The organism is Pseudomonas shahriarae (genome assembly GCF_014268455.2).
GTDB lineage: Bacteria > Pseudomonadota > Gammaproteobacteria > Pseudomonadales > Pseudomonadaceae > Aquipseudomonas > Aquipseudomonas shahriarae.
The window spans coordinates 3,479,785-3,493,038 of the sequence record NZ_CP077085.1 but is presented as its reverse complement, the minus strand read 5'-3'; the positions used below and the strand labels follow the sequence as shown (position 1 = coordinate 3,493,038).

General features: G+C 61.5%; 8 protein-coding genes. All 8 read left to right on the top strand.

Annotation, left to right across the window (positions count from 1 at the left end; all coding sequences use genetic code 11):
- Window positions 1-29 precede the first annotated feature (29 nt).
- The 8 genes from HU773_RS15445 (at window position 30) to HU773_RS15410 (ending at window position 13,215) form a co-directional block, all read left to right on the top strand.
- The gene (locus tag HU773_RS15445) at window positions 30-1,391 is read left to right on the top strand and encodes a DUF1329 domain-containing protein (protein ID WP_057959305.1); all 1,362 of its coding nucleotides are present in this window, start codon (window positions 30-32) and stop codon (window positions 1,389-1,391) included.
- A 3-nt stretch (window positions 1,392-1,394) separates the two neighbouring features.
- Window positions 1,395-2,699, top strand: coding sequence for an MFS transporter (locus HU773_RS15440; protein ID WP_120733338.1), 1,305 nt, complete (start codon window positions 1,395-1,397; stop codon window positions 2,697-2,699).
- A 35-nt stretch (window positions 2,700-2,734) separates the two neighbouring features.
- Complete coding sequence (locus tag HU773_RS15435; RefSeq protein WP_186625206.1) at window positions 2,735-3,913, top strand: M20 aminoacylase family protein; 1,179 nt, start codon at window positions 2,735-2,737, stop codon at window positions 3,911-3,913.
- 44 nt (window positions 3,914-3,957) lie between these two features.
- Window positions 3,958-5,382 (top strand): amidase, encoded by a 1,425-nt coding sequence (locus HU773_RS15430; RefSeq protein ID WP_057959308.1) that lies wholly within the window; start codon window positions 3,958-3,960, stop codon window positions 5,380-5,382.
- A gap of 4 nt (window positions 5,383-5,386) precedes the next feature.
- Window positions 5,387-7,288, top strand: a complete 1,902-nt coding sequence (locus HU773_RS15425) for an acyl-CoA synthetase (RefSeq protein WP_186625204.1) — start codon at window positions 5,387-5,389, stop codon at window positions 7,286-7,288.
- Window positions 7,289-7,415: 127 nt separating this feature from the next.
- On the top strand, window positions 7,416-9,980 hold the full coding sequence (locus tag HU773_RS15420) for a bifunctional diguanylate cyclase/phosphodiesterase (RefSeq protein WP_186625202.1): 2,565 nt from the start codon (window positions 7,416-7,418) through the stop codon (window positions 9,978-9,980).
- A gap of 80 nt (window positions 9,981-10,060) precedes the next feature.
- Window positions 10,061-11,002, top strand: coding sequence for a transcriptional regulator FeaR (gene feaR / locus HU773_RS15415; RefSeq protein WP_057440965.1), 942 nt, complete (start codon window positions 10,061-10,063; stop codon window positions 11,000-11,002).
- A gap of 113 nt (window positions 11,003-11,115) precedes the next feature.
- The gene (locus HU773_RS15410; protein WP_186625200.1) at window positions 11,116-13,215 is read left to right on the top strand and encodes a PQQ-dependent dehydrogenase, methanol/ethanol family; all 2,100 of its coding nucleotides are present in this window, start codon (window positions 11,116-11,118) and stop codon (window positions 13,213-13,215) included.
- The last annotated feature ends 39 nt before the right edge of the window (window positions 13,216-13,254 follow it).

Genomic DNA, 13,254 nt, shown 5'->3' with positions numbered 1-13,254 from the left:
CCAATCAAAATAAAAAAGGATTGAGTTCGATGAATTTTTCGACACCCGTTATATATGGCAGCACGTTGGCGCTGCTGTTGTGTACCTCGGCGATGGCCGCGGTTTCACCTGAAGAGGCGGCCCGGCTGGGTACCACCCTGACACCGCTGGGGGCAGAAAGAGCCGGCAACGCCGACGGCTCGATCCCGGCCTGGACGGGTGGGCTGGCGAAGGATGCAGGCGCAGTCGATAGCGCCGGGTTCCTGGCCGACCCGTTTGCCAACGAGCGTGCGCTGTTCACCATTACCGCGCAGAACGTCGATCAGTACAAAAGCCGCTTGTCCCCAGGCCAAGTGGCGATGTTCAAGCGTTATCCCGACTACACGATGAATGTCTACCCCACCCACCGCAGCGCCAATGTACCGCCAGCGATTGTCGAGGCGGCGCGCAAAAACGCGCTGAACACCCGGTTGGTCGCGGGCGGTAACGGTCTTGAGCATTTCACCAAGGCATTTCCCTTTCCGATTCCCAAGGACGGCCTGGAAGTGATCTGGAACCACATTGCCCGTTACCGGGGCGACAGTATGAAGCGCCAGATGGTGCAGATCGTTCCGGACGTACGAGGTGTGGGGACCCCGGTGACCTTCGACCACCAGTATGTGCTGCGCGAAAGCCTGGCCGATTACGATCCGGCCAAGCCGAGTAATGTGCTGTTCTACAACAAGCAGACCATCACTGCGCCGGCCCGTTTGGCGGGGAATGTCGAGCTGGTCCACGAGACCCTCGACCAGGTCAAGGAACCGCGCCAGGCCTGGATCTACAACGCCGGTCAACGGCGTGTACGACGGGCACCACAGGTGGCGTATGACGGCCCGGCCGGCAGTACCGACGGGCAGCGGGTGGTCGACAACTACGACATGTTCAACGGCGCTCCGGATCGCTACGACTGGCAGTTGGTTGGCAAACAGGAACTGTTCATCCCCTACAACAGCTACAAACTCGACTCACCCAAACTCAAGTACGCCGATATCACCAAGGCCGGCCATATCGACCAGGAGCTGGCGCGCTATGAGCTGCACCGGGTCTGGCATGTGGTCGCGACGTTGAAATCCGGCCAGCGGCATGTCTACGCCAAGCGTGATTTCTATATCGACGAGGACTCCTGGCAAGCCGCTGTGATTGATCATTATGACGGTCGCAATGTCCTGTGGCGCGTGGCTGAAGCCCATCAACAGTCCTACTACAACCATCAGGTGCCGTTCTACACCGCCGAAACCCTCAACGACATGGTCAGCGGGCGGTACCTGGTGCTGGGCCTGAAGAACGAAGAAAAGCGTAACTATCAGTTTGATGTGAAAGCCGTGGAAGGCGAGTTCACCCCCAATGCCTTGCGTCAGTCCGGGGTGCGTTGAGCCATGAAAACTACCTCGGCTCTTTCAGCTAACGGTGAATATGCTCCTCCTGTTGCGGCGCTACCGTCGCGCGCCAAGACGCGCCGCGTGGTCGTGGCTTCGGCCCTGGGCAACGGCCTGGAGATGTATGATTTCACGGTCTACAGTTTTTTTGCGGTGATTATCGGCCAGCTGTTTTTCCCGGCGGACTCTGCATTCGCGTCGTTGATGATGTCGCTGGTGACGTTTGCCCTGGGTTTTCTGATAAGGCCGTTGGGCGCTGTCTTGATAGGCCGGTTCGCCGACCGATACGGGCGCAAACAGGCCTTGTCCTTGACCATTGGCCTGATGACTGTGGGCACGGGCATTATCGCTTTCACCCCGACGTATTCCAGCATCGGGATCTTCGCCACCGTACTGCTGGTAATTGGCCGCCTGCTGCAGGGGTTTTCGGCAGGGGGCGAGGTCGGTGCAGCTTCGGCGTTCTTGATGGAGTCCGGGCGTACCGACAATCGCTGCTTCATGGTCTGCTGGCAGGGCGCGAGCCAAGGCGCTGCTGCGCTGCTGGGCGCGCTGTCCGGGCTGGTGCTGACCACCACGCTGTCGGAGGAGGCGCTGCACAGTTGGGGGTGGCGCATTCCCTTCGTGATCGGGCTATTGATTGGGCCGGTGGGCTGGTACATCCGCCGGCACCTGGATGAAACCCACGAAAACATCGACAAGCCGACGCCGTTTCGCGACTTCGTGCGCAATCACGCACGCACACTGGGGTTGGGCATCCTGTTGATGGCCAGCTCCACGGTGAGTTCATACATGGTGGTGTTCTACATGCCCACCTACCTGACCCGCACCTTGCATTACCCCAGCAGTTTCGCCTTTGGCCTGGTGGCCTTTGCCTGTGTGTTGCTGGCTGTAGTGCCGCCGTTAGCCTCGCGCTTTGCCGATCGCATGCCCCGGCGCAAGCCCTTGCTGTATTGGCTGTGTGGCCTACAGGTGGTGCTGACCTATCCCGCTTTTGTGATGCTCGGCCAGCAAAACACGCTGCTGTGCCTGGTGGCGGTGTCGTTGCTTATCCTGCCCATGGCGATCAGCGGCGGGGCAGGGCTGGCGTTATTGATGGAAGCCTTTTCCCGCGATGACCGGGTGACGGGGCTGTCGATCATCTACAGCTTCGGCGTCACGTTGTTTGGTGGTTTTTCTCCGCTGATCGTGACGTGGCTGATTGCACTGACCGGCAGCCCGCTGGTGCCGGCCTGGTACTTGTGTGGGGCCATTGCATTAAGTGGGGCTGCATTGCGTTTTTACCCTGAGTACCCAGGGCGTCCCTGATTGTCTGACCTCAAGCCAAGAATAAGGAATTTACCGTGAGCCACAGTCCTTTACATGTACGCCTGCAAGACAGTACCGAGCGTTTTGTCACGATCCGCCGCGACATTCACGCCCAGCCCGAGCTTGGGCAAAACACCCAGGACACCGCCGCACTGGTTATCGGGCTGCTTGAAAGCTGGGGCTACGCCGTACATAGCGGTATTGGCGGTTGCGGCGTAGTCGGTGTGTTGCGGCGCGGCAACAGCTCGAAAAGCCTTGGGCTGCGGGCCGATATGGACGCATTGCCAATCGTTGAGAGAAACGGCTTGCCCTGGGCCAGCCGCCGTGAAGGCGTGATGCATGCCTGTGGTCACGATGGGCACACGGCGACGCTACTGGCAGCCGCCGAGCAACTGGCGTTGCACAGCGAGTTCGACGGCACGGTGAACCTGATTTTTCAACCGGACGAAGAAGGCCTGACGGGCGCCAAGGCCATGATGGACGATGACCTGTTCCGGCGCTTTCCCTGCGATGCGGTGTATGCCTTTCACAATATGCCGGGCTTCCCCGTGGGCCACGCGATCATCAAGAACGGCGGGGTCATGGCCTCGTCGGAGCGGGTGTGCATCACGCTGACCGGCCGTGGTGGGCATGGCGCGATGCCGGAGCGCAGCATTGACCCGGTTCCGGCGTTGGCGGGCGTCATCAGTGCCCTGCAAACCGTGGTGTCGCGCAACATTGGGGTCAATGATTCGGCCGTGATCAGTATCGGCAAAGTGCAGGCCGGGACCGCCGTCAACATCATCCCCGAGACGGCGATGCTGGAGTTGAGCGTGCGCACACTTGACCCACAGGTGCGAGCGTTCGTCGAGCAAAGAATTCGCGAAATTGTCCAGGGCCAGGCCGCCTCATTTGGCGTGACAGCCCATATTGACTATCAGTTGCTGGCGCCGGTACTGGTCAATACGCCCGTCGAGACCCAGCACATGCTGGAGGCAGCCAAACGGGCCCTGGGCCCCGCCAATGTCATGGAGCAAGTGTCATTGAAAGCCATGGGCAGCGAAGACTTTGCCTGGATGCTGCATGAAGTTCCTGGCTGCTACTTCGGCCTGGGCAATGGCCTTGGCGAGTTCAACGGCTGTTCGGTGCATAACGATCACTATGACTTCAACGACGAGTTGATTCCCCTGGGCGCTGCTTGCTGGGTGGCGCTGGTGGAAGGTTATCTGCGCTGAGATCACGCGTTTACAGGGAATAACGCCATCACCAGGATTCTGTCATGACCCAACAGACCACTATGGCGCAGATGAGCGCCGTGGAGTTGCTCGAACATTTTCGCACTAAACGACTGTCACCCGTGGAAGTCACCCAGGATGCATTGGCCCGTATCGAGCGCTTCAACCCACTGGTCAATGCATACTGCTATACCGACCCACAAGGCGCACTGGACACCGCGCGAGCCTCTGAAAAACGCTGGCTCAAAGGCCAACCGAATGGTGCGCTGGACGGCGTGCCAACCTCAATCAAGGAACTGACGGCAACCCGCGGCATGCCCACCCGCAAGGCTTCGCTGGTGATTCCTGGCGATGGACCATGGGAGGTCGACGCACCGATCACCACGTTTTTGCGTGACGCCGGCGCGGTCATCCTTGGCAAGACCACCAGTCCGGAGTTCGGGTGGAAGGGCGTGACGGACAGTCCGCTCTACGGCATTACCCGCAACCCTTGGGATACGCGCATGACCTCTGGCGGATCATCTGGTGGCGCGGCGGTGGCGGCGTCCCTCAACCTGGGGGTGTTGCATCAAGGCAGCGATGCGGGGGGCTCGATTCGCATCCCCAGCAGTTTCACCGGGACGTTCGGGTTCAAGCCGACCTTTGGCTACATTCCCCAATGGCCGGCCAGCGCAACCACGCTGGTTTCACATCTGGGGCCCATGACGCGCACGGTGGACGATGCCGTGTTGTTTCTGCAGACCGTCGCCCGGCCTGACCCCAGAGATGGGTTGCTGGGGGCACCACGGCATACGCCCTGGTTGGCGCAGAGCACTGACCTGCGCGGTTTGCGCATCGCTTTCAGTGCGGATTTTGGCTATGTAACCGTTGACCCCCAAGTGGCCCGTACCGTGGCCCAGGCGGTGGAGCACCTGGCGCTGTTGGGCGCGCATATCGAGGCTGCGGACCCTGGCTTCAGTGACCCACTGGAGTTGTTCAAAACCGTGGTCTACGCTGGGGCCAGGGACTTGGCAACGCAGCTGAGCAGTGAGCAGAAGGGGTTGCTGGATCCGGGCCTGCTGCGTTTTACCGAGCAGTGCCAGCACACGACCCTGACGCATTTCACCGCAGCCCAGGAAGCACGGGCTGCGCTGGTAGCGCGGATGAGTGAGTTCCACAGCCGCTATGACCTGCTGGTTTGCCCGATGATGCCCATCACTGCATTCGAGGCAGGGCATGACGTACCGCCGGGCTCGGGACTGGAGGATTGGATGAAGTGGTCGCCCTTCAGCTATCCCTTCAACCTTACCCAGCAGCCAGCGGCTTCATTGCCTTGCGGGTTTTCCAGCGCGGGCCTGCCGATTGGCTTGCAGGTGGTGGGGGCACGGTTTGCAGACGATCAAGTGCTACGGGTGTGCCGGGCCTATGAACAGGCGTTTCCCAGCACCCATCCCCTGGCGCCCTTAGTAAAAAACACGGAAGAACAGTAAACCCATGAACAGCCCTGTTTCCCTTGCCCGGTTGAGCGATATCCAAGCCCTCGAGCAACACTCCCCGCTGGCCCAGCGTGACTTGCCTGGCAGTACCTATGAGTTGTTGCAGCGGGCCGCCGAACGCTTTGCCGATCTGCCAGCCTTGTGTTTCCTGCCGACGGGCAGCATCGAGGATCAGCCTTGGCGCATCAGCTATGCCGAGCTTTTCGCCAAGGTCACGCAAACCGCCAACGCCTTGCATCGCCTGGGTATACGCCCGGGCCAGGCGGTATCTTTCCTGTTGCCTAACCTGCCGCAGACGCACTTTGTGATTTGGGGGGCAGAGGCCGCGGGGATCGTCAATGCGATCAACCCGTTGCTCGAACCTGAGCACATTGCAGAGCTGATCCGTGCGTCCAATACCTCGGTGCTGGTCACACTGGCACCGTTCCCCGGTACTGACCTGTGGCAGAAAGTCGCCGCCCTGGCAGACTTCCTGCCACAGATGCCTACGATTGTGACGGTCGACCTCGCCAACCTGTTGCCGGAACCGCAACGCAGCGCCGTACGGGCCCAGCGGCCAACGATGCCCGCAGGCGTCCTGGATTTCGATGAGCTGCTCGCTGACTCCCCGGCCGATCATCTGGAAAGCGGGCGGGTTATCCAGCCTGACGATATCGCCTCCTATTTTCACACTGGTGGTACCACTGGCACCCCGAAACTGGCCCCCCACAGCCACTTCAACGAAGTGGCGATGGCCGAGATCATTGGCCTGCATGGGCGATATGTGCCGGACGATGTGCTGCTGTGTGGGTTGCCGCTGTTTCATGTCAACGGGGTGATGGTCACCGGTCTCGCCGCGTTCCATTACGGAGCCCAGGTGTTGCTCGCCGGGCCCCAGGGTTACCGCAACCCGGCCTTGATCAAGGACTTCTGGAAGTTGGTGGAGCGCTACCGGATCAGCAGTTTCAGTGGAGTGCCCACCATCTATGCCGCACTGCTGCAGATCCCTAATGACGGTATCGACGTCTCTAGCCTGCGCTTTGCACTCTGCGGTGCCGCGCCGATGCCGGTGGAGCTGATCCGCCAGTTCGAAGCCCGTACGGGGCTACGCATCATCGAAGGTTATGGTTTGACCGAAGGCACCTGCGCCACGGCCTGCAACCCTTATGAAGGCGAGCGTCGGCCCGGCTCAATCGGTCTGCGCCTGCCGTACTGCCAGGTCAAGATCGTGGTACTCGACAGCGCCGGCAACTATTGGCGCGACGCCGCGACCGATGAGCCAGGCACCCTGTGCCTGCGTGGCCCGACGGTGTTCAAGGGGTATCTGCAAGCGGACAAGAACGCAGGCATCTGGCTGGATGGTGACTGGTTCAATACCGGCGACCTGGGGCGCATCGATGCCGATGGTTACATCTGGCTGACCGGTCGCAGCAAGGATCTGATTATTCGCGGTGGCCATAATATCGACCCGCAAATGATCGAAGAGGCCCTGCATCGCCATCCGTCCGTAGCGTTGGCCGCCGCAGTGGGCAAACCGGATACCAGGGCCGGGGAACTGCCGGTGGTCTACGTGCAGCTCAAGGCTGGTGAGCACGCTAGTGAGGCCCAGTTACTGGAACACGCCACGCAGCATATCCACGAACGTGCGGCGGTACCCAAGAACATCTGGTTGGTAGAGCAGATTCCATTGACCGCCGTAGGCAAGACCTTTAAGCCCGCCTTGCGCCTGGACGCTATCCGACGGGTGTTCGAGGATGAGGTGCTGCAGGTCGCGGCGCCAAGCCGGGTGGAGGCCCACAGTGACGAGCGCCACGGGCAGCGCGTGGATATTCATGTGCCACAGCTTAGCGCTGTGCAACGCGAGCAATTGGATCAGCGCCTGAGTGGGTTTGCCGTGCGTTATGTGGTGCATTGCGCATAAGGCGGTTTTCGGGCTGTTCGACGCGCAAAAATTGTCTATCGTCTATGGGCAGGTAGTCTCGCACTTGCGTGTGCGTGGTGTGATTTTCGGTGCGGGTTGTTAGGGCGCCCTGGCGCCTGGAGCGCTCATGGAAAAGCTCAACGTTGGCCCCAAGTCGTCGCTGCAAGGCAAGGTTTCCAATCTTTCTACTGCACGGGCTTATCTGCTCGCCTGTTCGCTGCTGCTACTGGCCATGTTTCTGTTGGTCGGGGTGTTGCTGGTGTCCATTGCCGAGCACTTGAATCACGATGCCGGCGAGCACAGCCGCATTGATATCGAAAACGCCCTGCTGTCGGTTGAGCGCGTCGCTGGTTCGACGGTCAAGGACTATGCGTTTTGGGGGGATGCCTACGAACACCTGCATCAAAAGGTGGATGTGGACTGGGCGTTTGTCCGGCAAAACATCGGCACGACGCTGTTTTCCGACTTCGGTTTCCAGGGGGTGTTTGTTGTCGATCCAGCCGGTCGCACGGTGTATTCGCTGATTGAGGGCCAACTGCAGAGCGTCGCCGTGCAGGACTGGTTGCACCTGCCGATCGAGCCCCTGCTGGCCCAGGCCCGGCAGGCCGCGACCAACAGCCAATCGGTGACCCGTCTGATACAGGCCGATGGCATGCCGGCGGTGTTGGCCGCCGCTGCGCTGACGCCTGGCACCGATCCGAACGTAGAGGCCGATAGCGGTCCCGCTTCGGTGTTGATCTTCATTGCCAAGCTGGCGCCGCAACGGCTGGCTGCACTGGGCGAGGATTTTGGTGTGCAAGGTCTGCGGGTCGCCCCGGCCGGCGGGGCGGCGGCGGGCGCACCGAGCCTGAGCCTCAGGGACAATGCAGGTGTTGTGCAATGGACCGCGGAGGATCCTGGGCGCCAGTTGCTGGGGCTGGTTGTGCCGCTGGTGACAGTTGCCGGCCTGATCTTTGCCTTGATGGCCTGGGTTATCCAGCGCCGCAGTACCGCTGCCGCGCGGGTCATGGACCTTAATTACGCCACCCTGCAAGCCAGTCGTGCGGCGCTGGCGGTCAGCGAGGAGCGCTTTCGTGATGTGGCCGAAGCGGCGTCCGACTGGATCTGGGAAGTCGATACCCAACTGCGGTTTACCTACCTCTCGGAGCGCTTTGATGTAATTACCGGCCTTGTCGGGGCCAACTGCCTGGGGTTGGCGGTGGATCAGCTGCTGACCTCTGATCAGGGCCTGTTGGCCATCTGGTTCAAGGACCACGCCCATCGCCCGAATGCCATCGTGCAGTGCAGCTATGTGTCTGGCGAGGGTCAGCGACGCATTTGCCGGCTGTCGGTGCGCGAGATACCTGGCCAGGGTTATCGAGGCACCGCCAGCGACATCACCGAAGAGGTCGAGGCCCGGCGGCGCATTGAATATCTGTCGCAACACGATGCCTTGACGGGGCTGGCCAACCGCACGCGCATGCAGGAATTCCTCGAGGGCAAGCTCAAGGCGGTGCCGACCCTGGCAAGGCCGTTGGTCATGCTCAGTATTGATCTTGACCGCTTCAAGCCGGTCAACGACCTGCTGGGGCACGCGGCTGGCGATGATGTACTCAATCAGGTGTCCCGGCGTTTGCAGGGCTGCCTGCGTGGGGATGATCTGGTGGCGCGCATAGGTGGCGATGAGTTTATGTTGGTGGTGGCGGGCGTGAGCTCGCCGCTGGAGGTGGAAGGCCTGTGTCGGCGCCTGATCGACTGCATAGAACAACCGTTTTACATCACCGAACATGAAGTGTTTATCAGTGCCAGCATTGGTATTGCCATGGCGCCGGCGGACGCGACCCTGGCCGAAGAGTTGCTGCGCTATGCCGATATCGCTCTCTACGAAGCCAAGGAAGGCGGGCGTAACACCTGGCGCTTTTATGCGGGCGATATGAACGCACGCATTATTGAGCGGCGCCAACTGGAAGCCGATTTGCGCCAGGCGATCAAGCACGGTGAACTGCGCCTGGATTTCCAGCCGCGCTACCGCATTGAAGGCAAGCGCCTGGCCGGTGCCGAGGCCCTGGTGCGTTGGGAGCACCCAAGGCGCGGGCTGCTGGGCCCCGACGTATTCGTCCCCATCGCCGAAGAAACCGGGCTGATCCTGCCGTTGAGCAACTGGGTGCTGCACGCGGCCTGCCAGACGGCCGCAGGCTGGCCTGACGACGTGATGATTTCAGTCAACCTGTCCTCCACCGAGTTCCAGCGTGGGCACTTGGTGTCGCGGGTCAAAGCGGTGTTGCTGGAGACGGGCTTGAACCCGGCGCGGCTGGAGCTGGAGCTGACCGAAAGTGTGATGCTCAATGACGAGAAAGTCGCCTTGAGCATCATGCAAGGCCTCAAGGCCCTGGGCGTGCGCTTGCTGATGGATGACTTTGGCACCGGCTACTCGTCGCTGAGTTATCTGCGCTCATTCCCCTTCGACGGGCTGAAGATCGACCGCAGCTTTGTCGGCGGCCTGACCGCCGGTGGTGGCGATCAGTCGATCATCCAGGCGATTGTCGGCCTGGGCCGGGCGCTCTCGCTGACGGTGACCGCCGAAGGCGTAGAGACCCTCGACCAACTCACGGCGCTGAAGGACGTGCAGTGCGATGAAGCGCAGGGTTTCTACCTCAGCGTGCCGGTGGATGCCCAGGCCATCGGCGCGCTGATCACGGGCCGGACTGCTTAGCCGCTCCTGACCCTGCTTGCACTGACCGCATATAGATAATATGTTAACAATATAACTATAAATGGTCTGTGGGAGGGGGTATGCCTGCCTTGTTCAACCCTTGCGTTGAGTTCGCCAACTGGAATCGTGACTTGCGTGCAGTCTGCGGCAATTTCAGCACCGCGCAGTCAGATCGACACAGCCTGTTTATTGGCAGCGTCCACGGCCAGGACGTGTGTGGCCTGGAGTTGGCGCATATCCGCACCAATGCCGGGCTGATCAGCCGCCATCACACCCACGGCGATGGCGACGATGACCGCCACTGTTTTCTGATCCTGCAGGGCAGCGGCCATCAACGCATCCGCCAGCAGCACCGGGTGATTGACCTGGGGCCCGACGATATCGCCCTGGTGGACTCGGCCCAGGCCTTCGAGATTGAGCCCCAGGGACTGGTACAGAATATCTCGGTGCATCTGTCCCGCGCCGAGGTCGCCCGGCAATTCGGCCAGCAGCGCCTGTTTGGCAAGCTGGCGCGCAACAGCGTCGCCACCCATATGATTCGTGCATTGGTGCGCTCCCTGGAGGATGCGCAACTGAGTGAAGGCTATGGTGGCGAGAACGATGGCCCGGCCGTGGAGCAGGCCCTGATCGGCCTGGCGGTTGCCGGTCTGGACGAGCGCGCTGAGGGCCAGCCGGGCTTTGCCTGCGTGGGCCAGGACGACATTTATGGCCTGGCCACGCGCCTGGTGGAAGCCTCCCTGCAAGAGACCGAATTGAGCCCCGAATACCTGGCGCGGCACCTGAATGTCTCAGTGCGCCAACTCTACCGGCTGTTCGAGCAGCGGCATGAAAGCATCGCGCGCTACATCCAGCAGCGCCGTCTGGAGCGGGTGGCCCAGGACCTGCGTGCGCGGGATTTGCGGCATGAGTCAATCACCCAGATCGCCTTCAAGTGGGGGTTTGTCGATGCCGCGCATTTCAGTCGCGCCTTCAAGCGGCATTTCCAGCATGCGCCCCGGGACTTTCGCCAGCAGCCGCTATAGGCCGCGCTTTGGCAGGGAATGCCAAGGGCTTTGGCAGCCTCAGTCAAGTGGCCGCAGGTGGCAGACCCTCTAATAGCGTGGCCTGAGTCGATTAATGTTGGAGAACAATAACAATGAATACACGGAGCCTGCTGTTGGGCACGCCCCTGCTATTGAGCGCGTTCGCCACCCTGGCCTTGGCCGGGCCGGCCCAGGTCGATGGGCCGCGCATCATCGCCGCCGACCGTGAGCCCGGTAACTGGATGAGCCACGGTCGCACCTACGATGAACAACGCTACAGCCCGCTGGACAGGGTGAATGCCGGCAATGTCGGCCAACTGGGCATGGCCTGGACCACCAAGCTGGATATCGACAGTGGCACCGAGGCCACGCCGCTGGTAGTCGATGGGGTGATGTACACCACGGGTGCCTTCAGCATCGTCTATGCGATCAATGCGGCCACGGGTGAGTTGTTGTGGAAGTACGACCCCAAGGTCCCTGCCGAGAACCTTGGCCAGGGCTGCTGCGGTCCGGTCAACCGTGGCGTGGCGGTGTGGCAGGGCAAGGTCTATGTGGGCAGTTTCGATGGGCGCTTGATTGCGCTGGATGCCGGCACTGGCCAGCCGGTGTGGAGCGTCGACACCCTCATTGATCGCAGCAAAAGCTACTCGATTACTGGCGCGCCACGCATCGTCAAGGGCAAGGTATTGATCGGCAACGGGGGCGCCGAATTTGGCGTGCGCGGTTATGTCACCGCCTATGACGCCGACACGGGTAAGCAAGTCTGGCGCTTCTACACCGTGCCGGGTGACCCCAAGCTGCCGCCGGAAAATGCGGCGATGGCCAAGGCCATGAAGACCTGGGACGGTGACGGCTGGGTCAAGTGGGGCGGCGGCGGCACGGTGTGGGACTCGATGGCCTACGACCCGCAACTGGACCTGCTCTACGTGGGCACCGGCAATGGCTCGCCGTGGAACTACCAGTTCCGCAGCAATGGCAAGGGCGACAACCTGTATGTGTCATCCATCCTGGCGCTGCGCCCGGACACCGGCGAGTACGTCTGGCACTACCAGATCACCCCGCAGGACCAGTGGGACTTCACCGCGACCCAGCACATGATCCTCGCCGATATCGAGATGAATGGCAGCGTACGCAAGGTGATCATGCAGGCGCCGAAAAACGGCTTTTTCTATGTGCTGGATCGCACCAACGGCAAACTGTTGTCGGCAAAGAATTTCGTGCCGGTGAACTGGGCCAGTGGCATCGACCTGCAGACTGGGCGGCCGATTCTTACCGGCGCGGCGGACTATTCCAAGGAGCCCAAGGTGGTGCAGCCGAGTTTCCTTGGCGGGCATAACTGGCATCCCATGTCCTACAGCCCGAAAACCGGCTACGTGTACATTCCGGCGCAGTACACCCTGGCCGAGTTGAAGGCGGCCAAGGTCCCGCAGTTCCTGGCGAACAAGTCAGTGGTGAACTTCGGCCTGGATGTGCCGGACCTGCCGGAAGACCCGAAAGTCCTCAACCAGATCCGGGATGCGTGGAGCGGAGAGTTGATCGCCTGGGACCCGGTCAAGCAGAAGGCGGCCTGGAAACAACCCTATGTCAGCGCCGGCAACGGCGGCACCCTCGCCACGGCCGGCAACCTGGTGTTCCAGGGCACGGCCGATGGACGGGTGGTGGCCTATCGCGCCGACACCGGTCAGCCGCTGTGGGAGCACCGGGCCAACTCCGGGGTGATGGCGGGGCCGGTTACTTATACGGTCAATGGCGAGCAGTACGTGGCGTTTTCCGTGGGGTGGGGCGGGATCCTGCCGCTGTTGACCGGCCCGCTGACCAACAAGGGCAAGGTGCGCGCTGAATCGCGGGTGATTGCCTTCAAGCTCGGTGCCACCGGTGAGCTGCCACCCCCCAAGGCCGCGCCGGTACTGCCGACTACCCGCCAGGTACTCACGGCGACCCCCGAGCAACTGGTGCAGGCGCGTGGCATGTTCAATGGCCTGTGTGCCGGTTGCCATGGCCTGAACGCGATCAGCGGCGGGGTCGTGCCCGACCTGCGTTACCTGGATGACAACAAGCACGCGGCATTTCCGGCCTTTGTCAGTGGCGCGTTGATCAATAAGGGCATGCCGAACTTCTCCGACATTCTGCAGCGCGAAGACATGGAGTTGCTGCGCCAGTACCTGGTCAAGCGCACCCGGGATCTGCAGGCCGACCTCAACGCCATTCACTGATCTCCCCTTGTTTGAACTGTGCCGGGCGACGTCTTTTGA